At 69.0% G+C, this 22,836-nt stretch carries 28 protein-coding genes; 4 read left to right on the top strand and 24 right to left on the bottom strand.

From position 1 onward, the window contains the following. Positions 1-70: 70 nt before the first annotated feature. From STH_RS18740 to STH_RS07300, 12 genes are all read right to left on the bottom strand, one after another. The gene (locus STH_RS18740) at positions 71-226 is read right to left on the bottom strand and encodes a hypothetical protein (RefSeq protein WP_011195586.1); all 156 of its coding nucleotides are present in this window, start codon (positions 224-226) and stop codon (positions 71-73) included. Further along, a complete protein-coding gene (gene smc / locus STH_RS07350; protein WP_011195585.1) occupies positions 227-3,808 on the bottom strand; it encodes a chromosome segregation protein SMC in 3,582 nt (1,193 codons plus the stop codon). Between the two features lie 199 nt (positions 3,809-4,007). After that, positions 4,008-4,268, bottom strand: coding sequence for a stage V sporulation protein S (locus tag STH_RS07345; protein ID WP_011195584.1), 261 nt, complete (start codon positions 4,266-4,268; stop codon positions 4,008-4,010). Positions 4,269-4,448: 180 nt separating this feature from the next. Continuing rightward, a complete protein-coding gene (rnc, locus tag STH_RS07340; RefSeq protein WP_011195583.1) occupies positions 4,449-5,156 on the bottom strand; it encodes a ribonuclease III in 708 nt (235 codons plus the stop codon). A gap of 90 nt (positions 5,157-5,246) precedes the next feature. Continuing rightward, complete coding sequence (acpP, locus tag STH_RS07335) at positions 5,247-5,486, bottom strand: acyl carrier protein (RefSeq protein WP_043713724.1); 240 nt, start codon at positions 5,484-5,486, stop codon at positions 5,247-5,249. A 48-nt stretch (positions 5,487-5,534) separates the two neighbouring features. Then, on the bottom strand, positions 5,535-6,281 hold the full coding sequence (gene fabG / locus STH_RS07330; RefSeq protein WP_011195581.1) for a 3-oxoacyl-[acyl-carrier-protein] reductase: 747 nt from the start codon (positions 6,279-6,281) through the stop codon (positions 5,535-5,537). Between the two features lies 1 nt (position 6,282). Then, complete coding sequence (gene fabD, locus STH_RS07325) at positions 6,283-7,227, bottom strand: ACP S-malonyltransferase (RefSeq protein WP_011195580.1); 945 nt, start codon at positions 7,225-7,227, stop codon at positions 6,283-6,285. Between the two features lie 62 nt (positions 7,228-7,289). Next, complete coding sequence (locus tag STH_RS07320; protein WP_011195579.1) at positions 7,290-8,138, bottom strand: DegV family protein; 849 nt, start codon at positions 8,136-8,138, stop codon at positions 7,290-7,292. Positions 8,139-8,159: 21 nt separating this feature from the next. Continuing rightward, positions 8,160-9,152, bottom strand: a complete 993-nt coding sequence (locus tag STH_RS07315; RefSeq protein WP_011195578.1) for a beta-ketoacyl-ACP synthase III — start codon at positions 9,150-9,152, stop codon at positions 8,160-8,162. Next, a complete protein-coding gene (gene plsX / locus STH_RS07310; protein WP_011195577.1) occupies positions 9,149-10,189 on the bottom strand; it encodes a phosphate acyltransferase PlsX in 1,041 nt (346 codons plus the stop codon). The genes STH_RS07315 and plsX overlap by 4 nt, the downstream gene beginning before the upstream one ends. A 1-nt stretch (position 10,190) precedes the next feature. Beyond that, the gene (gene fapR / locus STH_RS07305) at positions 10,191-10,772 is read right to left on the bottom strand and encodes a transcription factor FapR (protein WP_043713721.1); all 582 of its coding nucleotides are present in this window, start codon (positions 10,770-10,772) and stop codon (positions 10,191-10,193) included. 511 nt (positions 10,773-11,283) lie between these two features. After that, a complete protein-coding gene (locus STH_RS07300; protein WP_011195575.1) occupies positions 11,284-12,171 on the bottom strand; it encodes a hypothetical protein in 888 nt (295 codons plus the stop codon). A 178-nt stretch (positions 12,172-12,349) separates the two neighbouring features. Here STH_RS07300 and STH_RS07295 point away from each other — a divergent pair, with 178 nt between their 5' ends. Next, positions 12,350-12,838 carry a GNAT family N-acetyltransferase gene (locus STH_RS07295; RefSeq protein ID WP_011195574.1) on the top strand — a complete coding sequence of 163 codons (489 nt, stop codon included), beginning with the start codon at positions 12,350-12,352 and terminating at the stop codon, positions 12,836-12,838. A 107-nt stretch (positions 12,839-12,945) separates the two neighbouring features. On the opposite strand, the gene rpmF is transcribed toward STH_RS07295, so the two are convergent. From rpmF to STH_RS07255, 9 genes are all read right to left on the bottom strand, one after another. After that, a complete protein-coding gene (gene rpmF / locus STH_RS17935; RefSeq protein ID WP_011195573.1) occupies positions 12,946-13,140 on the bottom strand; it encodes a 50S ribosomal protein L32 in 195 nt (64 codons plus the stop codon). A gap of 73 nt (positions 13,141-13,213) precedes the next feature. Next, on the bottom strand, positions 13,214-13,765 hold the full coding sequence (locus STH_RS07290; protein WP_043713718.1) for a YceD family protein: 552 nt from the start codon (positions 13,763-13,765) through the stop codon (positions 13,214-13,216). Between the two features lie 156 nt (positions 13,766-13,921). Then, the gene (locus STH_RS07285) at positions 13,922-14,959 is read right to left on the bottom strand and encodes a YlbL family protein (protein ID WP_011195571.1); all 1,038 of its coding nucleotides are present in this window, start codon (positions 14,957-14,959) and stop codon (positions 13,922-13,924) included. Positions 14,960-14,978: 19 nt separating this feature from the next. Beyond that, positions 14,979-15,446 (bottom strand): hypothetical protein, encoded by a 468-nt coding sequence (locus tag STH_RS07280; RefSeq protein ID WP_011195570.1) that lies wholly within the window; start codon positions 15,444-15,446, stop codon positions 14,979-14,981. Between the two features lie 18 nt (positions 15,447-15,464). Continuing rightward, entirely contained in the window at positions 15,465-15,953 is a 489-nt protein-coding gene (coaD, locus tag STH_RS07275) for a pantetheine-phosphate adenylyltransferase (RefSeq protein ID WP_011195569.1), read from the bottom strand. After that, positions 15,950-16,528, bottom strand: a complete 579-nt coding sequence (gene rsmD, locus STH_RS07270; RefSeq protein WP_011195568.1) for a 16S rRNA (guanine(966)-N(2))-methyltransferase RsmD — start codon at positions 16,526-16,528, stop codon at positions 15,950-15,952. Before rsmD ends, coaD begins: the two co-directional genes overlap by 4 nt. Positions 16,529-16,730: 202 nt before the next feature. Beyond that, the gene (locus STH_RS17105) at positions 16,731-17,984 is read right to left on the bottom strand and encodes an S-layer homology domain-containing protein (protein WP_158506867.1); all 1,254 of its coding nucleotides are present in this window, start codon (positions 17,982-17,984) and stop codon (positions 16,731-16,733) included. Between the two features lie 74 nt (positions 17,985-18,058). Further along, positions 18,059-19,102: a DNA adenine methylase gene (locus STH_RS07260; RefSeq protein ID WP_011195565.1), complete on the bottom strand. Its 1,044-nt coding sequence runs from the start codon at positions 19,100-19,102 to the stop codon at positions 18,059-18,061. A gap of 18 nt (positions 19,103-19,120) precedes the next feature. Beyond that, positions 19,121-20,014 (bottom strand): DNA methyltransferase, encoded by an 894-nt coding sequence (locus STH_RS07255; protein WP_011195564.1) that lies wholly within the window; start codon positions 20,012-20,014, stop codon positions 19,121-19,123. A 188-nt stretch (positions 20,015-20,202) separates the two neighbouring features. On the opposite strand from STH_RS07255, the gene gpr reads away from it, so the two are divergent. Then, the gene (gene gpr / locus STH_RS07250) at positions 20,203-21,174 is read left to right on the top strand and encodes a GPR endopeptidase (RefSeq protein WP_011195563.1); all 972 of its coding nucleotides are present in this window, start codon (positions 20,203-20,205) and stop codon (positions 21,172-21,174) included. Positions 21,175-21,215: 41 nt separating this feature from the next. Here the strand turns inward: gpr and STH_RS07245 are convergent, their stop codons facing one another. Genes STH_RS07245 through STH_RS07235 form a run of 3 tightly spaced genes read right to left on the bottom strand, consistent with a single transcriptional unit; the run spans position 21,216 to position 22,019 of the window. Then, entirely contained in the window at positions 21,216-21,476 is a 261-nt protein-coding gene (locus tag STH_RS07245) for an alpha/beta-type small acid-soluble spore protein (RefSeq protein ID WP_050742162.1), read from the bottom strand. 38 nt (positions 21,477-21,514) lie between these two features. Continuing rightward, positions 21,515-21,754, bottom strand: a complete 240-nt coding sequence (locus STH_RS07240; protein WP_011195561.1) for an alpha/beta-type small acid-soluble spore protein — start codon at positions 21,752-21,754, stop codon at positions 21,515-21,517. A gap of 46 nt (positions 21,755-21,800) precedes the next feature. Beyond that, entirely contained in the window at positions 21,801-22,019 is a 219-nt protein-coding gene (locus tag STH_RS07235; RefSeq protein ID WP_011195560.1) for an alpha/beta-type small acid-soluble spore protein, read from the bottom strand. 301 nt (positions 22,020-22,320) lie between these two features. On the opposite strand from STH_RS07235, the gene STH_RS18735 reads away from it, so the two are divergent. Both STH_RS18735 and STH_RS07225 read left to right on the top strand, forming a co-directional pair. Beyond that, positions 22,321-22,530: a hypothetical protein gene (locus STH_RS18735; RefSeq protein WP_043713715.1), complete on the top strand. Its 210-nt coding sequence runs from the start codon at positions 22,321-22,323 to the stop codon at positions 22,528-22,530. A gap of 105 nt (positions 22,531-22,635) precedes the next feature. Next, the gene (locus tag STH_RS07225; RefSeq protein ID WP_011195558.1) at positions 22,636-22,836 is read left to right on the top strand and encodes a hypothetical protein; all 201 of its coding nucleotides are present in this window, start codon (positions 22,636-22,638) and stop codon (positions 22,834-22,836) included.

Here is a 22,836-nt window from a genome sequence, read left to right as displayed (position 1 = left end):
ATCACCTCCGGCTCCGCCAGGCCGGACGGGGGGTGTTCAGCATGCACGTGCCCGCCCCGGGCGTGCCCGCTCAGGGCAGGAGCCAGTTCAGGATCGACTCCACGCCCAGCAGGATCACCACCAGCAGGGCGAGGAGCAGCCCGTACACCCAGCCGGGCAGCCTGTGGCCGCCGTCCTCCTCCACCGGTCTCCCGGACTCGTCCAGCCGCAGATCCTCCTTGCCCATCTAGCTCGCCTCCGTTTCGATGTCGACCAGCCGGACCGAGACCACCCGGGAGACCCCGGTGCCTTCCATGGTGACGCCGTAGAGGGCGTCGGCCACCTCCATGGTGCCCCGCTGATGGGTGATGCAGATGAACTGGCAGTGCTCCGACGCGTGCTTCAGGTAGCGGCTGAACCGCTCCACGTTCGCCTCGTCCAGGGCCGCCTCCACCTCGTCCAGCACGACGAAGGGGGATGGCCGCACCCGGAGCAGGGCGAAGAGCAGCGCGATCGCCGTCATGGCCCGCTCGCCGCCGGAAAGCAGGCTGAGGGGCTGGGCCTTCTTGCCCGGCGGCTGGGCGATGATCTCGATGCCCGTCTCCAGCAGGTCGTCCTCGTCCACCAGCCGCAGGTCGGCCTTGCCGCCCTCGAACAGCTCGGTGAAGACCTGTTGGAACGCCTGCCGGATCTCCTGGAACGACTCGTAGAAGTGCGACTTGATGCGCCGGTCCAGCTCGCTGATGGCCCGGTACAGGGAAGCCTTCGCCTCCTGCAGGTCGGCCTCCTGCGCCTGCAGGAAGTCCAACCGCTCCCTGGCGGCCCGGTAGTCCTCGATGGCCTGCAGGTTCACCGGCCCCAGCTCCCGGATCTGCTCCCGCAGGGCGGCGATGCGCGCCCTGGCAAAGTCGGTCTCCTCCTCGGGGAGGGCCCGGGGCAGGGCCTCGGCGGCGGTGAGCTCGTACTGCTCGGCCAGCCGGGTCACCAGACCCTCCTGTTCCTGGGCGAGGCGCGCCTCCTCCACTTGCCCCTGCTGACACCGGTGCTGGACGTCACTCAGGGCCCGGCGCAGGGAGCGCAGCTCCCGCTCCCGGGCGTTCACCTGCTCCTGCGCCGCCAGTTTCCGGGCCTGGGCCTCATCCCGCTCCGCGGCCAGTGCGGCCCGCGCCGCGGCGGCCTCCTCGGCCTCCGCCCGGGCGGTTTCCTGCTCGGCGGCCGTCTGCTCCAGCCGGGACGCCACGGCAGCCTGCTCCTGCTCGCGCCCCAGCCGCTCCCGGTCCAGCGCCTCCCGGTCGGCCTCCGCCCGGCGGCGCTGCGCCTGCAGCGACCGCAGTTGCTCGTGCAGCCCCGCCAGGCGGACCTGGAGATCGGTCACGGCCCGGCGCCGCTGGCCCAGGGACTCTTCACGCTGCTGCCCCTCGGCCGTCAGGCTGCGCACCTCGGCCTCGAGGCCCTGCCGTTCCGCCGCCAGTTCCGCCAGCTCACGCCGCAGCCGCTCCGCGCTCTCCCCCGCCGCGGCGATCTCCGCCTCGATGGACGCCGCCTCCTGGGCATGGGTCTCCAGGACCTGGGCCCAGCGTCGGGCCTCGTCGGAGAGCCGCCGCTCGTCGCCCTCGGTCTGGGTCAGCCGGCCCTCCAGCTTGCGGAGCCGGGTCGAGGCCTCGTCGATCCGGCCCAGCAGGTCCGTCCGGCGCGCCGCGGCCTGCTCGCAGGCCCGCCGCACCGCCTCCAGTTCGGCCTGCAGCTCCTGGACCCGGGCCCGGAGCTCGTCCCGCTCCCGCTCGCGCGCGAGCAGGCCGCTGCCCCGGCCGACCGCGTCGCCGCCCGTGATGGCGCCGCCGGCGGCCAGCACCTCGCCGTCCAGGGTCACGATGCGGAAGCGCTGCCCCGTCCTGCGCCCCAGCGCCAGCGCGGCGTCCAGCGTCTCGGCGACGAGCGTCCTGCCGAGCAGGGACGCGATGGCCGGCCGAAACCGCTCGTCGAACCGCACCAGTTCCAGCGCTACCCCCAGTATGCCCGGCGCCCCGCGAAATTCCCGTTCCTCTTCGGGCCGGTACCCCTGGGGCCGGATGGTGTTGAGCGGCAGGAACGTGGCACGGCCGCCGCCCGTCCGCTTCAGGTGCTCGATGGCGGCTTTGGCGCCGGCGTCGGTGGCGGTGATCAGATTCTGCACGGCGCTGCCGAGGGCCACCTCGATCGCCCGCTCATAGCGGGGCTCCGTGCGCACCACCTCGGCCACGGCGCCGAGCACGTCGGCCGCCCAAGGGGCTCCCTTCTCCCGCCCCTGCAGGACGGTCCGCGGTCCCCGCTGGTAGCCCTCAAAGCCGCTGATCAGTTCCTCAATGGTGCGCAGGCGGGAGGAAGCGGCCTGCATCTCCTCCCGCAGGGCCGCACGACGGGCCTCCAGGTCCCGCAGCTCCTCGTCCGCCGCCTGCCGCCGGGCGGTGAGGTCCGCCAGCTCGGCCAGCAACGTCTCCCGCTCCTGCACGAGGCGCGCCTTATCCGCAGCCACCTCCGCCGACCGGGCCCGGGTCGCGGCGGCATCGGCCTCGGCCCGCTTCCGCTCCTCCCCGAGGCGCGCCAGCCGCCGCCTGGCCTCGTCGGCGGCCCGTTCAGCCGCCTGGACGCCGTTGCGCCGCTCGGCCTCCAGCTGCAGGATGGCCACGATGCGGTCCTTCCGGGCCTCCACCTCTGACTGGGCGGCGGCGGCGGCCTGCTCGGCCGCACGGCATTCCGCTTCCAGCGCCGACAGCTCCTGCGCCAGCCGCAGCCCCTCCTGCTCCACCGCAGCCTCCTGCCGCTTCAGGTCGGCCAGCTCGGCATCCACCTGCGCCAGCTTGGCCGCCAGGCTCTCCAGCTCCCGCTCGAGCCGGGCCCGGTCCGCTTCCAGCCCCTGGCGCTGCTGGACGGCCAGGGCCAGCCGGCCCTCCGCCCGCTCCTGGCGGCTGGCCGCTTCCGTCAGCCGCACAGAGAGCACGTTCAGCTCCTCGTCCAGGGCGGCGACCAGCTGCCGGGAGACCTCAAGAGCCTCCTCCGCCGTCTGCATGCGCTGCTCGATGTCGGCCGCCTTCTGGGCGAGCTCGGCGCCCACAGCCCGCTGCTCCTCCAGCCGGGACACCACGGTCTGCAGCTGGCGGGCCAGCAGGCCGACGTCGAGCCGGGTGAGCTCGCCGTCCAGCTCCTGGTACAGGGTGGCCTTCTCGGCCTGCTGGGCCAGCGCGTCCATGTTGCTGGTGAGCTCGCCGATGATGTCGGTGATGCGCAGGAGGTTCTGCTCGGTCTCCTCCAGGCGCCGCTGAGCCTCCCGCTTGCGCGCCTTGTAGCGCGAGATGCCGGCGGCCTCCTCGAACAGCGCACGCCGGTCCTCGGGCTTGGAGGAGAGGATCTCGTCGATCCGCCCCTGCCCGATGATGGAGTAGTTCTCCTTGCCGATGCCGGTGTCCATGAACAGCTCCTGCACGTCCTTCAGCCGGCACGGCACCTGGTTGATGAAGTACTCGCCCTCGCCGGAACGGTCGACCCGGCGGGTGATCATGACCTCGGTGAAATCCAGCGGCAGCGCGCCGTCGCTGTTGTCCAGCACCAGCGAAACCTCTGCGAAGCCCATGGCCCGCTTGCCGTCGCTGCCCGCAAAGATGACGTCGGCCATCGAGCCGCCCCTGAGGGCCCTGGCCGACTGCTCGCCCAGCACCCAGCGGATCGCGTCCGAGACGTTGGACTTGCCCGACCCGTTGGGGCCCACCACGGCCGTGATGCCGGGGGTGAACTCCAGCTCGGTCTTCTCGGCAAAGGACTTGAATCCCAGGATCTCCAGTCGCTTGAGGTACAATCTGCGCTGCCTCCCACGCAACGCCGGAAGGGGCCCGAACCCCTTTCCGGGGGCGCCGGGCGGCACTGCGCCCGGCGCTCACGCGACGGATGGTATTCGACACCAGGAGCGGACTCTCCTTTGCTGCCCGAAGAACAGAGCGCCACTTCCGGCCGCCCCGCGGCCGGAAGTGGCGCTCTGTCTCCTCTCCCACTGGATCTTACCTGGGTTCCACGATGAACCGAATCGCCGTCCGCTCCTCCCCTTCGATGGCGATCTCCGCAAAGGCCGGAATGGTGATGAGGTCGATTCCGTTGGGCGCCACGTACCCGCGCGCAATGGCAATCGCCTTGACCGCTTGGTTGACGGCACCCGCTCCCACGGCCTGGACCTCAGCGCTGCCCTTCTCACGCAGAACAGCAGCCAGAGCACCTGCAACCGATTTCGGGTTCGAAGTTGCTGAGACCTTTAGTGCTTCCATCCAGAAATCCCCCCCAAACTAACCAGAACAGCGCTGCTCATTCTGTGGTGTAGTAGGTGTATGATTGTCCATTCTATACAAAACCGCTTTTTCCCTCTGTCGGCATAAAGATTCCTCTGGAAATTCAGCGACCTGTGTCACAACCTGCAGATGACGCGGGACAGCACCACCCGGGCGTGTTCAGCCCGAGTGGTGCTCCGGCATCAGCGCCTGGCGCGCCGCCTCCTGTTCGGCCTCTTTCTTGTTCCGCCCCCAGCCGGTGCCCAGCAGCCGCCCCTCGAAGTAGACCCCCACCTGGAAGCGTCGCAGGTGCGCCGGCCCTTCCTCCACCAGCAGCCGGTACTGGGGGGCGGCCGCCCCCTGCCGCTGCAGCTGCTCCTGCAGCTGCGTCTTGTAGTCCACGCGCACGAGGCCCTGGCGCGCCGCCTCGACCAGCTGCCCCAGCTCCCGCAGCACGAACCGCTGTGCCGCTTCCAGGCCGCCGTCGAGGTACAGCGCCCCCACCACTGCCTCGAACGCGTCGGACAGCGTGGAGTCCCGGTCGCGGCCGGACACCGCCTCCCCGCGGCCGAACCGCATGTGCCGGCCGATCCCCAGGACGCGGGCGCGCTCCGCCAGCGACGGCTCGCAGACCACCGCGGCGCGGATCTTGGTCAGCTCACCCTCCGGCAGGTCCGGGTAGCGCTCGTAGAGGTGTGCGGCGATCACCATGCCCAGCACGCTGTCGCCCAGGAACTCCAGCCGCTCGTTGGCGCGGGCGCGCGGGTGCTCGTTGGCGTAGGTGGTGTGCGTCAGGGCCTCCAGGAGGAGCGACTCATCGCGGAACTCGTAGCCGAGGGCCTCGGCGCACCAGGCGCGCCGGCCTGGGTCCAGCACGGACACGGCCATCCCCCCTCAGAGAGGAAAAGCCCCGCAGCGGCGCTACAGCATGTAAGCGTCGTTACGGGACTTCGGGTGTTCACGCGATCCCTGGCGCTTCTACTTATGCTCCTTGATGTAGTTCACCGCAGCGCCAACAGTGGTGAGCTTCTCCGCGTCCTCGTCGGGGACCTCGAGATCGAACTCCTCTTCCAGAGCCATAATCAGCTCCACGATGTCGAGGGAGTCGGCGCCGAGGTCCTCGATGAACGAGGCCTCCATCGTCACCTCTTCCTCCTCGACGGAGAGCTGGTCCACGATGATCGCCTTGACTTTCTCGAAAATCGGATCAGTGGACATGGGCAGGTTCACCTCCTCTCAGGGATTCGAAACCTCACCACGAGAATTCTAGTACATGGTCAGGCCGCCGTCGACCGCGATCGTCTGTCCGGTGATGTACGCACCGCCCGGACCGGCGAGGAACACCACCGCTGCGGCGACGTCCTCGGGCCTGCCAAAGCGCTCCAGGGGAATCTGTCGCAGGTAGTTGCTCCGCTGCTCCTCACTGAGCTCCAGCAGCATGCCGGCATCGATCGCGCCGGGGGCGATGCAGTTGACCGTGATGTTCCGGCTGCCCAGTTCCCGGGCCACCGCCCGGGTCAGCCCCACCAGCCCGGCCTTGGCGGCGGAGTAGTTGGCCTGCCCGGCGTTGCCCGCCAGTCCTGCCACGGAGCCGATGTTGATGATGCGCCCGTACCGGGCCTTCATCATCGGCCGTGACACCGCCTTGATGCAGAGGAAGGCGCCCTTAAGATTCGTATCGAGGACGTCATCCCAGTCGGACTCCTTCATCCGCATGATCAGGGTATCCCGGTTGATGCCGGCGTTGTTCACCAGGATGTCGACCCGGCCGAAGTGGTCCAGGGCCGCCTTCACCAGGGCCTCGGCCCCTTCGGCGGTTCCGACGTCGGCCTGCACCGCGAGCGCCCGGCCCCCCTGGGCGGAGATCTCCTCCACCAGCCCGGCGGCCTTCTCCGCGCTCCGGGCGTAGTTCACCACCACCGCGGCGCCCTCCCGGGCCAGGGCGAGGCTGATCGCCCGGCCCAGACCGCCTGTGGCACCGGTAACAATTGCCACCTGCGTAGATAGGTTCATCTTAGCAAACCCTCCCCAGGGAATCAAGCACTCGGGCCAGGGACCCGGGGTCCTCCACATGCAGGGCCCGCACGCCCTTGTCGATTTTCCGGAGGAAGCCGGTGAGCGTCCTGGAGGGGCCTACCTCCACAAAGGTGTCGACGCCGTCGGCGATCATGCGCCGGATTGACGCCTCCCACAGCACGGGCCGTGAGACCTGCTCGATCAGCAGCCGCCGGATCTCTCCGGGCTGCGTGACGTAGTCGGCGGTGACGTTGGACACCACGGGCACCTGCGCCTCCCGCAGCGGGACGGCCGCCAGGGCCTCGGCCAGCCGCTCGCCGGCCGGCGTGAGCAGCCGGGAGTGGAAGGGCGCGGTCACCGAGAGCCGGACGGCGCGCCCCCCGGCCTCCACGGCCAGGGCCATGCACCGCTCCAGCGCCTCGGTGTGGCCCGCCACAACCACCTGACCGGGGCAGTTGTAGTTGGCCCCCTCCACGTGGCGGCCCGTCTCCCGGGCCGCCCGGGCGCACAGCTCGTCCACCTGCTCGGCCGTAAGTCCGAGCAGCGCCGCCATGCCACCGGTGCCCAGGGGCACCGCCTCCTGCATGTACGTGCCGCGCCGGCGCACCAGCGGCACCGCCTCCTCGAAGGTCAGCACCCCGGCCGCCACCAGCGCGCTGTACTCCCCCAGGGAGAGGCCCGCCGTGACGTCCGGCCGGATGCCCTCCCGGAGCAGCAGCTCCAGGCAGGCCACCGAGAGGGCCAGGATGGCCGGCTGCTGATTGGCGGTCTTCTTCAGCTCCTCCTCGGGCCCCTCCCAGCACAGCTTGCGCAGGTCAAACCCCACCAGCTCGTTCATCTGCTCGAACCGGCGGGCCACCTCCGGGAACTCCCGGGCGAGCTCCAGCCCCATGCCGACGTACTGGGCGCCCTGCCCCGGGAAGAGGAACGCGATCTTCGCCATTCCGTCAGTCCTCACTTCACGGTTTCGTGGCTGCCATAAGGATTGACCGGAACCAGCCCCGTTCAGTCAACTTCGTGGAAGATGACGCCCAAGGCCCCCGGCCCCGCGTGGCAGGCGACCACGGCCCCCAGCTGGCCGACCAGGTACTCCTCCACCTGGTAGTCCCGCTTCACCTCTTCGCCCCAGGCCTGCGCCTGCTCGGGTGCCTGCGCGTGCACCACCGCCATCCGGATGCGCCGGCCCGGCGGCACCCGCTCGTGCATGATCTCCCGGGCCCGGGCGAACACCCGCGACCGGCCGCGGACCTTATCCGCCGGGGCCACCACGCCCTCCTTGTCGACCTGGAGGATCAGTTTGATACCCAGCAGCCCCCCGAGCAGGGCCGTCGCCTTTCCGATGCGTCCGTTCCGCTGGAGAAACTCCAGCGTGTCGATGGTGAACAGGATGTTCATCCGGTCGCAGGTCTTGTGGGCCCAGGCGACGATCTCCTCCCGGCTCTTGCCCTCCCTGGCCATCCGGGCGGCGCCGATCACCACCAGGCCGAGCCCCAGCGACACCGACCGGGTGTCCACGATGCTGATGCGGGCCTCCGGGAGCATCTGCGCGGCGATCTCGGCCGAGTTGACCGTGCCGGACATCTTGGAGGAGATGTGGATCGACACGATCTCGTCCCCCGCCTCGTGGATCCGCCGGTACACCTCCAGGAAGTCCCCCGGCGCCGGCTGGGCGGTGCTGGGGTGGTGCGGGCTCTCCTTCAGCTTGGCCCAGAACCCGTCGGAATCCAGGGTCACGCCGTCCAGGTAGGCTTCCTCCCCGAACCGGACGGTCAGGGGGATCACCTCAATCCCCAGCTCCCTGCACAGCTCCTTCGGCAGGTCGGCGGTGCTGTCGGTCACAATGCGAATCCCCATCTGCCGTATTCCCCCCTTGCCTTATCGCCCCCAGCGCAGCGCCAGGGCGCCCCATACCAGACCGGCTCCGAACGACACGCAGACCACCAGGTCGCCGTCCCGCACCCGCCCCTCCGTGAGCGCCTCGGTGAGGGCCACCGGGATCGACGCGGACGAGGTGTTGCCATAGCGATCCAGGTTGACCACCACCTTCTCCGGCGCCAGCCCCAGCCGCTTCACCGCGCTGTCAATGATGCGGACGTTGGCCTGGTGCGGCACCAGCAGGTCGATGTCGCCCACCGTGAGGCCGGCCTTTTCGACCACCTGCACCGTGGCCTCGTCCATGACCCGCACTGCGAACTTGAACACCTCGGGCCCGTTCATGTGCACGTAGTGCAGCCCCTGCGCCACCGTCTCCGGCGAGGCGGGCAGGCGGGAGCCGCCCGCAGGCGTGTAGAGGTGGCAGTGGCCCGCCCCCTCGGCCCCCAGCACGGAGGAGAGGATGCCGCGCCCCTCCGACACCGGCTGCAGCACCGCCGCGCCGGCCGCATCGCCGAACAGCACGCAGGTCTTGCGGTCCTGCCAGTTCACCATCTTGGACAGCAGCTCCACCCCGATGACCAGGGCGCAGTCGTAGAGCCCCGTGGCAATGGACTGCTGCGCCATCACCACGCCGTAGATCCAGCCGGGGCAGGCGGCGGACAGGTCGAACGCGGCAGCCCGGTGTGCGCCCAGGGCAGCCTGCACCAGGGCGGCCGTGGCCGGCATGGGCATGTCCGGGGTGACCGTGGCGCAGATGATCAGGTCGATCTGCTCCGGCGTCACCCCCGCCTGCGCCATCGCCTCCCGGGCCGCACGAAGCGCGTAGTCCGAGCTGGCCTCGTGGGGCGCCGCGATCCGCCGCTCCCGGATGCCGGTGCGGGTGCGGATCCACTCGTCGGAGGTGTCCACCATCCGCTCCAGGTCGTGATTGGTCAGGACCCGCTCGGGAACCGCCATGCCCAGGCCGGTGATGCCGACGGGGCGTATCTTCATGCCGGGGGATCCCCCTCTTCCTTCGGATTCTTGGCCGGCAGTTGGGCGATCGCCTCAGCCAGCCGGTCGATCACGCGGCCTTCCAGGGCCAGCTTCATGACGCGGAGCCCGCTGTAGATCGCCCGGGCGTTGGAGGAGCCGTGGCACTTGACCACCGGCGCCTTCAGGCCCAGCAGCAGAGCGCCGCCGTACTCGGTGTAGTCGAACCGCTTCGCCATCTTCTTCAGCCCGGGCTTGGCCAGGGCGGCGCCAACGGCGGTCAGCGGCGAACCGGTGAGCGCCTCCTTCAGGGACTGGAACAGGGCCATCGCCACGCCCTCGTAGGTCTTCAGCAGCACGTTGCCGGGGAACCCGTCGGCGACCACCACGTCGGCGCCACCGAAGGGGACGTCCCGGGCCTCGATGTTGCCGATGAAGTGGATGGACGGCAGCTCCTGCAGGAGCGGGTACGTCGCCTTGACGACGGCGTTGCCCTTCTCCGCCTCGGTGCCGTTGCTCAGCAGCGCGACCCGGGGGCGGCTGAGGCCCAGGATCTCCCGGGCATAGATGTCGCCCATGAGGGCGAACTGCACCAGCCACTCCGGCCGGGCGTCGGGTGTGGCACCCACGTCCAGCATGAAGACCGGCTGCTTCACGGTGGGCATGATGGTCCCCAGGGCCGGCCGGTCGATGCCCTTCATCCGGCCGATGCCGAGCGTGCCCACCACCACCAGGGCGCCCGTGGACCCGGCGCTGAGCAGGGCATCGGCCTGCCCCTCCTTCACCAGCCGGGCCGCCACCGTCAGGGGGGCGTCCTTCTTGGACCGGACGGCCTTGGTCGGCTCCTCATCCGGGGTGATCACCTGGGTCGTGTGCACGACCTCGACGTTGCCGGGCAGCCCGCCGGCCTTCTCCGCCTCGGCCCGGATGCGGGAGTCGTCGCCCAACAGCACGAAGCGGAGGTCCGGCCACTCGCGGGCCGCCTGGATGGTACCCGAGACTTCCGGGGCGGGTGCTGCGTCGCTGCCCATGGCGTCTACGGCGATGCGAAAGCCCATCTTATACGCCTCCTCCGACTCTGGCCGGATCCACCTCGAACACGGAGAACTTGCCGCGGAAGACGTTTTCGGTGCCCACGCGCGTCTCGACCAGGACCACGTGCTGGTTGCGCCGGCGGCGGATGACCTCCCCCTTGGCCACCAGCTTCTCCCCAACGGTGACCGGCCGCTTGAACTTGATGTTGGCGAGGCCCGTCAGCACCACGTCGGCGTCGATGAGCGCGATCGCCAGGGACTCGGCCTGGGCGTAGATGAACTGTCCCCGCACCACCCGGCTGCGCTCGAAGACCATGTCCTCGGTGGTCTCCAGGATGGAGATGCCCCGCTCGCCCAGGACGATGTCGATCAGCTCGCCGACGATCTCCTTGGAACCCATGGACTTGACGATGCCGTAGGTGCGCTCCGCCACCGACTTGGTCCGCTCCCGCAGCTCCGGGATCCCCAGGGCCAGCCGGTCGAGCCGGATGGTCTGGATGCTGACGCCGAAGATGTGCGCCAGCTCCTCGTCGCTGAGGAACGGGTTCTCGCGGATCTTCTCCCGCAGCGCAGCCTGCCGGTCCCGCTTCTTCAATCCGGCCGTCACAGAGAACCACCTCGCCTGTCTCCTGCGATGGGTGGCACCGGGCCGCGCCACCCGGTCTTATCAGCTGCTGTGGACACTCGCTTCTAAAACGAGGTTTTATGATCTGGTGACAATTATAGCGGCCGGGGAAAGGGCTGGCAATAGCGATCTCACGCCGGTAGCGCCCCAAATGCGCTTTCGCTTGCGCGGGCGACGCACAAAGCGCCGGGGGCTGCCCCGAGTCACTGCGGATGACTCCCCGGGGCAGCCCCCATTCAGGCACTCCGTGTGTGCCCTGCACCCGAACCCTTTGCATGTCAACCGTCAGGCCCACGGCCCCAGCGCCGCCCAACTGCGACGAACGTTCTTCGTGCCCCGCACCCACACCTTTCACATCTCAACCATCGGGCGCAGGGCAGCGGCGCCGTCCAACTGCGACAAACTTCCACTTCACCGGCGCGCCAAGGGCAAATCCATCGCACCTCGTGCCCTGTGCCCGAACCTCTCACACCGCTACCAGCTGGCGCAGGGATCAGCGCACCTGCAGGTACCCGACGACCTCCGCCGGGACGAAACGGGTGCGCCCGAGCGGCTTGCGGATGCGGTACCAGCCGGGCTCCAGCTGATCCGGAACCAGGTGCCGCTCCGGTCCGGTGCCGAACAGCCCCAGGTCGACGATGACCAGCGGGCCCCCGTACAGCACGCTGTGGGGCCCTCCTCCCCCGTAGGCGGTGATCAGGTAGAAACGCGGGGACCAGCCCTCGCCGTCCCAGCACTCCAGGTAGGCCTCCACGCCCCGCATCAGCTGGTCTTCGGGCACGCCCCGGATCACCAGCGAAATCCCCTGTCCCGGCCGGACGACCGCGGGGGTGACTTCGAGATACTGCGGCCCCGGTTCCGGGCGCGGCGGGTCGGCCAGCTGGCACCCCTCCAGCGGCCGCTCCTCGGAGAGCAGCCCTGCGCCGCCGAAGATCTCCACCCACTCCGGCGGGATGCCCTCCCGGGCGATGGCGGCCTCCACCCGCTCACGGGCCTCCAGCGACCGCACGCCAACGAACACCTTTCCGTTGCGGTGATCGGTCCACGACATGAGGACGCCGTCCACCCGCATCAGCTTCTGCTGGATCGCCGCCAGCTCGGGCAGCCTGTCGAGCACCTCCCGCGGGATCACCACCTGATCGATGGCGCGCCGCCACTCCTCCGGCAGCTCCACCCCGGACGGCCCTGCGTCAGCCCCCTCACCCGCCAGGACCGCCGTGGCGGGGGCCTGCGCCTCCGCCGCCCGGGCCTGCGCCTCCGCTGCCGGCGGTGCGATCCCCGCCACCCCCGGCGGTTCCCCGGGAACCGCCTGCACAACGGCGAGCCCGATGCCCAGGGGGATCATCAGCCAGCCGACGACGATCCATGCCGCCCGACCCATGTCGCCCAACTCCCTTCCATACGGATCGACGCTGGAGGGGCGAACCCGGGTTTCAACCCGGCGGGTCGCCGCACGCCTTGTGTTGAACCGAAAGCAGGAGTAAACGTCTATTTGTGATGTTTGCTCTGGCCGGTGCGCGCACAGCCGAAGGCCGGGGCTGCCGAAGGAGGACTGGGACATGCATCCGTACCGTATTCAGCCGCCCCGAACCCTGGCCGATCAACAGTGGCTCCGGGACCTCTGGACCGCGGAATGGGGCGGAGAGACCATGATCACCCGAGGCCGGGTGCACCGGCTCGCGGACCTGCAGGCGCTCATCGCCTGGGACGGCGCCGCGCCCGTAGGCGCTGCGACGTTTCACGTGGAGGGAACGGACTGCGAGCTCATGAGCCTCAACGCCATCCGCCCGGGCGGCGGCGTGGGCTCCGCGCTCCTGCAGGCGGTGGAGGACGCCGCCCGGCAGGCCGGCTGCCGGCGGGTGTGGCTGATCACCTCCAACGACAACCTGGACGCCCTCCGGTTCTACCAGCGGAGGGGGTACCGGCTGGTGGCCGTGCACCCTGGCGCCATCGACGAGGCCCGGCGTCTGAAGCCGACCATTCCCCTGGTGGGGGAGCACGGCATCCCGATCCACGACGAACTGGAGCTGGAGAAGCGGCTGTCGTGAGGGCCGCCGCGGCGGAGGCAGGGGGCCGGCAAAACGCAAACAGAGGCAGGAGCAACGCTTCCTGCCTCCGTCCCAAACGCGATGCGGTTGTACAGCCCGAGTGCGCCCTACTCGGCAGCTTCGGCCTCGTGCTGGATCACGACCCGGCCCTGGTAGTAGCCACAGTTGGGGCAGACCCGGTGCGGAAGCCTGGGCGTCCGGCAATTCGGGCACGGGCTCAGGTTCGGCGCCTCAAGGCGGAAGGTCTGGGCCCGCCGGGAGTCCCTACGGGACTTGGACACCTTTCTCTTCGGAACCGCCATGCTGAATAACACCCCTTTCCATGCTCCGTCAACTCCGATGACGGACCCGAGACCCGGTCCCGGGGGGAATAGATTAGGAATTGGAATCCGGCTTACGGAGCAGATCCTTCAGCACCGCCAGCCGGGGATCAACGTTCTCCTCCGCCCCGCCGCAGCCGCACGGCCCTTCGTTGAGGTCCTTGCCGCACCGGGGGCAGAGCCCCTGGCACGCCTCGCTGCAGAGCGGCTTCATGGGCAGCGCGAGCAGGATGTGGTCGCGCGCCACCTCCGTTACGTCCAGCTCGTCGTCGCTGTAGAACGAGACTGGCTCCACGGACTCGTCGCCGTCCTCTTCATCCGGCCCTTCCGCGCCCGGCTCCCCCTCCCTGAACTCCTCCTCGAAGGACACGGACACGGGCTGTGTGTACTCCCGGAGGCAGCGGCTGCAGGTCAGCCGGACCTCGCCCTGAAGTTCCGCCTGCACCAGCAGGCGGTCGCCCAGGTTCCAGATCTTCGCCTTGCCGGTGAACGGACGGTCGAACCGGACCTCCGCCCCGCCGAACTCGGCAGAATCCAGGGTGACCGACAGATCGGTAAGCTTGTGGCTGCCGACCTCCTGTTTGATGTCCGCCACATCAATGCGCACGGGAAACCACCCCAATCCTGGCCCCGCGCCCGGGCGTGCGGCGCGGGCACAAGCAGTATTATATCGACGCATGCCTTTCCTTGTCAACAATTACGAACCCCTGTAAGGGAAGGCAGCCCCGCCCACACCGCATACTCTCCGCAGAACGATGGCAACCTATCCGTCCTGCGGCCCGGCCGCTCGCAGCCACTCCAGGGCGTCGCGCACGTGGTCGACCGGCACCACCTGCACCCGGGTGGCCACGGCGATCGCCTCCTCGTAGTTGCCCCGGGGGACGAACATCAGGTCCGCGCCGGCGGCCTCGGCCGTGTACACCTTCTGCTGCACGCCCCCGATGCGCCCCACCCGGCCGTCGGGCTCGATGGTCCCGGTGCCGGCCACCACCAGGTCGGTGAGGCCGCCGGGGGTCAGCTGGTCGATGATCTGGAGGGTGAACATGAGGCCCGCGGACGGCCCGAAGATCGATCCGGAGCGGATCTCCACCGGCACGGCATCGTCGTCGAACTCCAGCTCGTCCTGGATGGTGATGCCGAAGACGGCGCTGCCCTCGCGCCCCGCCTCCTGCGATGCCCGGGTGGGCAGGGTCAGGGTCACCTCCCCGCCGCCGCGCAGGACGGTGACGGGCACCTCTTCCCCCCCGGGGATGCCGGCCATCCGGCTGCGGAGGGACTCGCTGCCGGTAACCGGCTCCCCCGCGACCGCCACGATGACGTCCCCGGCGTGCAGCAGCCCGCGGGCCGGGCTGTCGGTCAGCACGCCCACGACCCGGGCCCCGACGGAGCGCACCCCCTCGCCGAAGCCCAGCTGCTGGAAGGCCACGGCCCGGGCGGTGCGCTGGCTTTCGGTCATGAGCTGCCGGTTCCAGTCCAGGTACTCGGCGTAGCTTTCGAAGCTGCCCAGGTACTGCTCCTTCGTCTCCAGCACGGCCCGCCGGTCCACCTGGGCGTACAGGTACCAGAACAGGTTGGCGGGCTGCGTGTTGACCACCAGCAAGTACAGATGGCCCCGGTGAACGTCGCCGTTCTCCACCGTCACCAGCCGGCTGGTGTCGATGGCGGCGCCGGGTGCCGTCACGTAGTATGGGGTCGGCGTATAGACCAGAACGGCGCCCAGAACAGCAATGAGGCTCGACAGCACAAACAGCCGTCGAACCCACGCGTCCAGCTGGCGAAACCACAGGACGACCGCCCGCAATGGGCTCCCCCCTCGCCGGCTAGAGCTGATTCTGCAGCTCCTCCCGGGCCTTGCGTACGGCGGCCACGGCCCGCTGCGTGTCGGCCGCGATCCGCTCCAGCTCAGGCTGCGCACGGGCGAACAGCTCGTCCGCCCACTCCAGGGCGTTCTGCCGGATCTCGCGCGCCACCCGCTTGGCCTGGTCGATCAGCTCGTCGGCCTGCGTCTGCGCCTCCTTGGTCACCGCGGCCTCGCTGGTCAGCTGCGCCGCCAGCGCCCGGGCCTCCCGCAGGATCTCCTCGGCCTGCTCCCGGGCCTCGGCCAGGATCGTCTCCCGGTCCCGGGCGACCCGGTTGGCCTCCCGGATCTCGCTCGGCACCACCTCGCGCATCTCGTCGACGATGGCCAGAATCTCATCCGGATCGAGCAGGATCTTGCCGGTGAGCGGCACCCGGGTGGCCTGCTGAATCAGCTCTTCCAGCCGGTCGATCAGAGCCATGATCTCCACGGCGCAAACCTCCCCGCGTCAGGGTTGTGTCTTGGCGAACTTTTCCCGGAGCCGCCTTGCGGTGAACGGCGGCACCAGCCCCTCCGTCGGGCGGCCGAAGTAGGCCAGTTCCCGCACGATGCTCGAGGAGAGGTGTGCGTACTCGATGCGGCTCATGAGGAAGCACGTCTCGATGTTCCCGTCCAACTGCCGGTTCACGGCGCCCATCTGCCATTCGTATTCGAAGTCCTGAATCGGCCGGAGTCCCTTCACGATGACCCGGCACCCCTGCTGGCGGGCGAAGTCCACCAGCAGGCCGTCCGCGGCCGCCACCGAGACATTGGGGATGTGCTTGGTAGCCTCCCGCAACATCTCCAGCCGCTCCTCCACGGTGAAGAGCGGCTCCTTGCGGGGGTTGGTCAGCACCGCCACGACGACCTCGTCGAAGGTGCGGGCGGCCCGTTCGATGATATCGAGATGTCCGAGCGTCACGGGATCGAAGCTCCCGGGACAGACTGCCTTGATCACGAATTCTGCCCCCCGGCATCACGGGCGTCAGCCCGATAGATGGATAGCATCGTTTCACCAAACAGTACTTCCCTGAACCGATACAGACCTCCTGCTGCCGCCGGGACCGGGTCCTTGGCGTGGTGCTCGCAGATCACCCAGCCGTCCTCGGCCAGCACGCCGTGACCATCGATCAGCGCCAGCACCGCCGGCACCAGGTCCTGCCCATAGGGCGGATCGACGAAGATGAAGTCGAACCGGCGGCCGCGGTGGGCCAGATCGACCAGAGCGGCGCGGGCGTCCCGGCGGATCAGCTCCGCCCGCCCGGCCAGTCCTGTCGTCCTCAGGTTGTCCGCCACCACCTTCAGGTGGGCGGTCTGCAATTCGACAAACACGCAGGCACGGGCGCCGCGGCTCAGCGCCTCGATGCCCACAGCGCCCGATCCGGCAAACAGGTCCAGGAAGTCCGCATCCACCACCCGGGACCCGATGATGTTAAACAGCGACTCCTTCACCCGGTCGCTGGTGGGCCGGACGGCGCGGCTCTTGACGGTCTTCAGCGGCCGGCCCTTCGCCGATCCTGTGATGACACGCACGGCGACTCACCTTTCGCTCTTCTTCCCCGAAATCGCCCGGATCATCCTGTATAGCCGCGTCCCTCGTGGGCATGCTAACGATCAGTGAGAGCCGATGCCGAGTTGAGCGGTAATCACCCCACAGGATGGGCTCTTTCTCCGTTCCGTTTCCTCTCCCACTTCTCCTCTCCGAGCGGCCCCAGGGCCGCTCCTTTTCTGCCTGTCAGGGCAGGACCCAGACCCGGCGGGTCTGGATGCCGAAGAGGAGCGCCTCCCGGTGGGAGACCCAGTCGAACAGGTCGATGGCGTTGCCCTTCACCGCCCCGCCGGTGTCCACGGCCACCGCGTAGCCGTACCCCTCGACGAAGAGCAGCGTTCCCAGCGGGATGACGGCCGGGTCCACCGCGACCGCGCCCGGCCGCACGGTGACGCCCGTGGCGGTCCGCGTCCCCACGCCGGCCTCGCCGGTGGTGTACATGGTGGTGCGCATGTCGAGCGCGTCGACGTAGACCACCTCATGGCCGTCCAGGCTCACCGTCGGCAGGTCAGGGGCGTCCAGCAGCACCCGGCCCACCAGGGCCGCCGCCTCGGCGCGGGTCACCTGGTGCCACGGGCGCAGCGTCCCGTCGCCGAAGCCGCGCACCAGCCCCTCGGTGAGGGCGAGGGCCATGGGCTTGCGGTACGGTTCCGTGACGTCCGCGCCGTCGGCGTAGCGGCCGAGGATCTCGCTGGCCTCACGCCAGTGCATGGTCTGCGCGGTCCAGCGCTTCCCTGTCGCGCGGATGAGGGCGGTCACCACTTCCTGCCGGGTGATGGCCCCCTCGGGGTCGAAGTAATCGGGTTCGTCATCCAGCATATCGGTCTTGGGTTCCACGATGGCCAGCCGGTAGGCCAGTTCCACGTAAGGGGCGTACCAGGTCCAGCACTGGGCGTCGGCAAACAGGCCGGCGCACTTCCCGGCCGGATCCAGCCGGCGCGCCGTGAGCAGCATCTTCAGGAACTCCGCCCGGGAAATGGGGGCGTCGGGCCGGAAGCGGCCCGCCGGGTCGCCGTGGATCACGCCGGCCGCGACCAGGCGCTCCACCTCCGGGTAGGCCCAGTGATCCTGCGGAAGGTCCGCGAAGAGGGCGGGTTCCGTGTCAGGCTCGGTCTCAGGCTCGGTCTCAGGCTCGGTCTCAGGCTCGGTCTCAGGCTCGGTCTCAGGTTCGGCCTCAGGATCGGGATCCGTCACGGATCCGGGCGCTGCGCCGGCTTCCGGGTCGGCGTCGTCATCGGCCGCCTCATCGGGCAGCGCCGGTGCGTCGGCCGGCGCCTCCGGCCCGGTGGCGTCAGCGGGAGACGAGGGAGTCTGCTGTGAGTCTGGCTGGGGGGCCGAATCCACGACGGGAGCCGGCTCAGCGGCTGCTGCGGCGGCAGGCGCCGCACTGCTGATCACCAGCAGGGCCGTCGCGACGGCGGTCATCCATCTCCTGGACATGACTTCCTCCTTCATCCTGGGTCGGAATGAAGGAGGAATTCCACATGCAACTCCATGATCCTTCTAAAGTTGTATTATCGCACCACTCTGCAGTAGAACAGCCGCTCCACGATCGGCCGTCGGCCCGAGCGCCCCGCGCCGTTGCCGAAGATGGCGTAGCGCCGCTCGAACAGCTCCACCGGGCCCCGCTGCTCCAGTGCGGCCCGGATCACCTCGTCCGGGATGATTCCTTCATTGTTATAAGAGAGCAGGATGTGCCGCGCCCGCGCCCGCTGGATCAGCCGGGTGAGATGTGCCCCGGCCGTCGACCGCCGGGAATAGGCGGACTTCAGACCGTCCCGGGCAAACTTGCGGGTCTTGCCGTACAGGCGGGGCTTCTCCCATCGGGCGATGTTCTCCAGCACGTGGTAGTTGTCAATGTACTGCCGGCTGTTGTACGGCGGATCCAGGTAGAGCACGTCCGCCTCCATCCGGTCGATCAGGTGATCGGCATCGCCGCAGTAAACCCGGTTGGCCTCCGACTCCACCACCTGCGGCAGGCCCAGCTCCAGCGGCTTGTAGACCGTCGCGTCAACCAGGTGGGTGCCGTCCTCGGCATAGGGCTTCGCGCCCAGGTGCTTCAGGAAGGCGTCGTACTGGCCGCAGGTGTTGGCGACCTTGTCGGCAGCGTAGATCAGACTCGTGAGCAGCACCGCCTCCTCCTGCTCCCCGATGATCCGCTCCTGCCGCCAGCGGGCGATCTGTTCCCGGACGGCGTCGATACGGCCGGCGTTCTCCGGCGTGAAGTAGGTGCCGCCGTACTCCCGCCAGCAGTAGCCCTGCTCCGGTGGCAGCCGGTTCAGATGGGCGATCAGCTCGGCCACCCGGTCCCAGCGCACCTCGCCCGGGCGGCCGCCCAGGAAGCACCGGGCGGCGATGTAGTTGTGGTAGAGGTTGTCGGCTGCGGCGACGGTCAGGCCCCGGGCGGCGAAATGGTACGCGACCACCGCGGAGCCGGTGAACGGGTCGGCGAGGGAGCGGGCCTCAGGGGCCCGCTCCGCCACCACCTGCTCGATGAACGGCAGCAGGTTGTGCTTGCTGCCGATGTACTTCCGGTTCTGCACCCAGAGCGGCTTCACCGGGCCCCTCCTCTTCCGTCATTCCTTGCGCAACACCAGGATGTTCTGATGGACCATCGAAGGGATGAACTCGTACCGGTAGCCGTACACGTGCAGCTTCTTGGAGACGTCGTACCAGATCAGGTTGGCCTTCAGCACCAGCCCCAGCGACTCCAGGAGTCCTGCCAGCTCCGCGGACAGCATGTGGTAGCGGCCGGAGTGGTACATGTCCCCGATGAAGACCGCCATGTACCGCCGGGGACGCAGGAGCCGCAGGGCCGCCGCGAACACGGCCCGCATGGTATCCAGCCACTCCTCCTTGCCCTGCATGCCGGTGACGTCGGTCTCGGTCTCATCCGGCGCAAAGGGCGACAGCTTGGAGCGGCGCGGCTCCACCGCGGGCCCGTCGGCCCGTTTGAACTTCCCCTTCGACCTGCGGCGCCGGTCCATGTTCCAGTAGGGCACGTCCGTCAGGACCAGGTCGAAAGACTCCGGCTCAAACCCGGCCAGCACCGTGCGGCTGTCGCCGCAGACGGCCTCCTGCTCCGGCAGCCCCTCGAGGCTGCAGACCTCCCGGTAGATCGCGATCCAGCGGGGGTTGATCTCCACCCCCACCGCCCGCCGGCCGGAGATGGTCGCGCCAATGAGCGTGCCGCCCACCCCCATGAACGGGTCGAGCACGCGCTCGCCGGACTTGGTGAACGTGCGGATCAGGTCCGCGCACAGTTCCGGCGGCTTCTGGCCGCCGTGCCGGCTGCGCAGCGCAAACTGGAAGGAAGGCGGGTAGCTCTTGTTGATGACCGACCGGGTGGCGAAGACCCACTCCTTGCCGGTCAGGTCATTCAGCCGGTTGTCGGTGTGGTAGATGCCCCGCTCGCCCATATCGATGTGGTGGGGCTTCAGCCCCTTCTGCCCGCTGCTCGTCGTTGCCACCCCCCGGACGCGCCGTGCTGCCTAATACTATATCCGAACCAATCAAGGGGGTAAAGAAATCCGCACGTGGCGCATCCGCCAGGCCATCCACACAGGCCAATCGATCCCTGCCGCGCAGGTATGCGCCGCCATTGCGCAGGAGAGAATAGGCGCAGGCGGTGTTACCCACCGAATCGGGAGGGAAAGATGTGCAGGCACGGGATTATCTGAGCCCCTTCACGGACCTGGCCCTGGAGGCCACCGCCGCGGCCAGGGGGGACGCCCGGACCGAGCTGCCGGGAGTGGTGATGCGGGAGGAGCGGTACGACGTCGCCACCGTCTCCTGGGTCGAGGTGATGCCGGGCGTGGGGGAGCAGACCATCGGCAAGCCCGCCGGCAACTACGTGACCATTGACGCGCCCCAGCTCCGCAGGCGAAACCGGGATCTGCAGGAGCAGGTGGGCAAGATCCTGGTGGAGCAGTTGAACAAGCTGCTGCACCTGAAGGAGGACGACACCGTCCTCGTGGTGGGGCTGGGCAACTGGAACGCGACGCCGGACGCACTGGGGCCGCGGGTCACCGGGAAGCTGATGGTGACCCGCCATCTGCGGGAGTTCGTGCCCGCCGACGTGGCCGGGGGCCTTCGGGCGGTCGCGGCGATCGCCCCCGGGGTGCTGGGCACCACCGGCATCGAGACCGCCGAAGTCATCCTCGGCATCGTGGAACGCATCAAGCCCGCGGTGGTCATCTGCATCGACGCGCTGGCAGCGCGGTCGGTGGAGCGCATCGGCACGACGATCCAGATCGCCGACACCGGCATCGCCCCGGGCGGGGGCATCGGCAACAAGCGGCAGGCGCTCAACCGGGAGTCCCTGGGGGTCGACGTCATCGCCATCGGCGTTCCCACCGTCGTACACGCCACGACCATCGTGCAGGACGCCTTCGAGGCCATGGCCCAGAGCTTCGCCGGCACCAAGCCCTTCTTCCAGCTGTTCAACTCCCGGGAGGAGCGGCAGAAACTGCTCAGCGAGGTGCTCTCGCCGACGGTGGGCGAGCTGGTGGTCACGCCCAAGGAGATCGACGAGCTCACCGAGGACATGGCCAAGCTGATCGCCGGCAGCCTGAACGCGGTTCTGCACACCAGTGTCACCGCCCAGGATCTGCTGCGCTACATCAACTGAGGAGGCAGAAGCGGTGCGCCGCTCCTGCCTCCCGTACCCGCTCAGAACTGACCGGTGGTGGTACCGCCCGCCAGCTGGGACTCGGCGATGGCGATCATCTTCTTGACCATGTACCCGCCCACTGAACCGTTGACCCGGCTGGGCAGGTCGCCCTTGTACTGCTGGTCGTAGTTGTGGATGCCCAGCTCGGCGGCGGTCTGCTGCTTCAGCTGCTCCATGGCAGCCCGGGCCCGGGAAACAACCAGCTGGTTGCTGCTGTTGCCCGTCTGACCGGTGGTACCCGTGCCGAACACGTTGGCCATGCTGACTGCTCCCCCTTCTGCGTGCTACCTGAGGATGGTTACCGGATGGTGGTGGTGCCCGTGCCGCCGGCCAGCTGCTGCTCGGCCAGGGCGATCATCTTCTTGACCATGTACCCGCCCACGGAACCGTTGACCCGGCTGGGCAGGTCGCCCTTGTACTGCTGCGCGTAGTTCTGGATGCCGAGCTCCGCCGCGGTCTCGTTCTTCATCTGCTCCAGCGCGGCGCGGGCCTGGGACACCAGGATGGAGTTGTTGCTGCTCTGGTTGTTGCTCGCCATGAGACTCTCCTCCTTGTAGTGTGATCAGTGAACGTGCGGCAGGGCACTAGAAGGTGCCGGTGCCCCCCGCCAGTTGCTGCTCGGCCAGGGCGATCATCTTCTTGACCATGTACCCGCCCACGGAACCGTTGACCCGGCTGGGCAGGTCGCCCTTGTACTGCTGCGCGTAGTTCTGGATGCCGAGCTCCGCCGCGGTCTCGTTCTTCATCTGCTCCAGCGCGGCGCGAGCCTGCGAAACGAGGATCGAGTTATTGTTCCCTGGCATCGATCTGTGCCTCCTGGTTATGTCGTTGCCTGTAATCTGCATCGAAGTGGTCAACCTCATGCAAGGAATCTGTTGCCAAGGGTGCGCCGTCGCGGTGCTGCCGGCCTGATCGCACCGACCGGCCGCCGCGGTCGCACCGGAGGGAGGTGACCCCTGAAGATGCGCCGGCGCCGCTGCGGCGGGCTTTCCCGCTGCAGCGGCGCTGCGCGTCATGCGCCCTCAGGCGCTCCTTCTTCCACTTGTTTCCGCGGCTGCTCTCCTGCCTGCCGTTGCCGGGCTTTCACAGGGGCCTGTCGTGGGCATGGCTGCGGTGTTCATCGCCGTCATCGTCATCGCCATCGTCATCATCGTCGTCATCGCCGCGGCCGTCGTCTTCATCGGCATGCGTGCAGGCCATCGCCCGGGCGTCCCGTTCTTTCTGCCGGCCTTCCTGCCGGCCGTCCGGCCCAATCGACGCCGCGGGCGCCGTTTTTCCCCCACGTCGTGCACTCCCGCAGCAGGGGTTACATAACATAAGCACCGGCGGCCGCTCCCTTCCGCTGCACGGCGGCCCCTCAGCAGGCCGTAAGGACAGCGGGACGGTGCGTGCCGACCTGTTCGCAGGAGGGAGATCCGCGTGGCAAGCAGCAGGATCCGCCGCCAGCTGCGGCAGCTGTTCCGGCTCGTCCGCCGGCTCGACGGTGCAGGCGTCTCGGAGAACCTGATCCTTGCAGTGGTCTTCTTCGCTCTCTCCCGCGACGACCGGGGCACCCTGGCTGCCTTCTGGCAGGACGACGGCTCGGGCGAGGACGACGGCTCCGGCGACGAGGACGACTAG

The sequence above is a fragment of the Symbiobacterium thermophilum IAM 14863 genome (assembly GCF_000009905.1).
In the GTDB taxonomy this organism is placed as follows: Bacteria; Bacillota; Sulfobacillia; order Symbiobacteriales; family Symbiobacteriaceae; genus Symbiobacterium; species Symbiobacterium thermophilum.
This window is presented reverse-complemented; position numbering and strand designations above follow the sequence as displayed.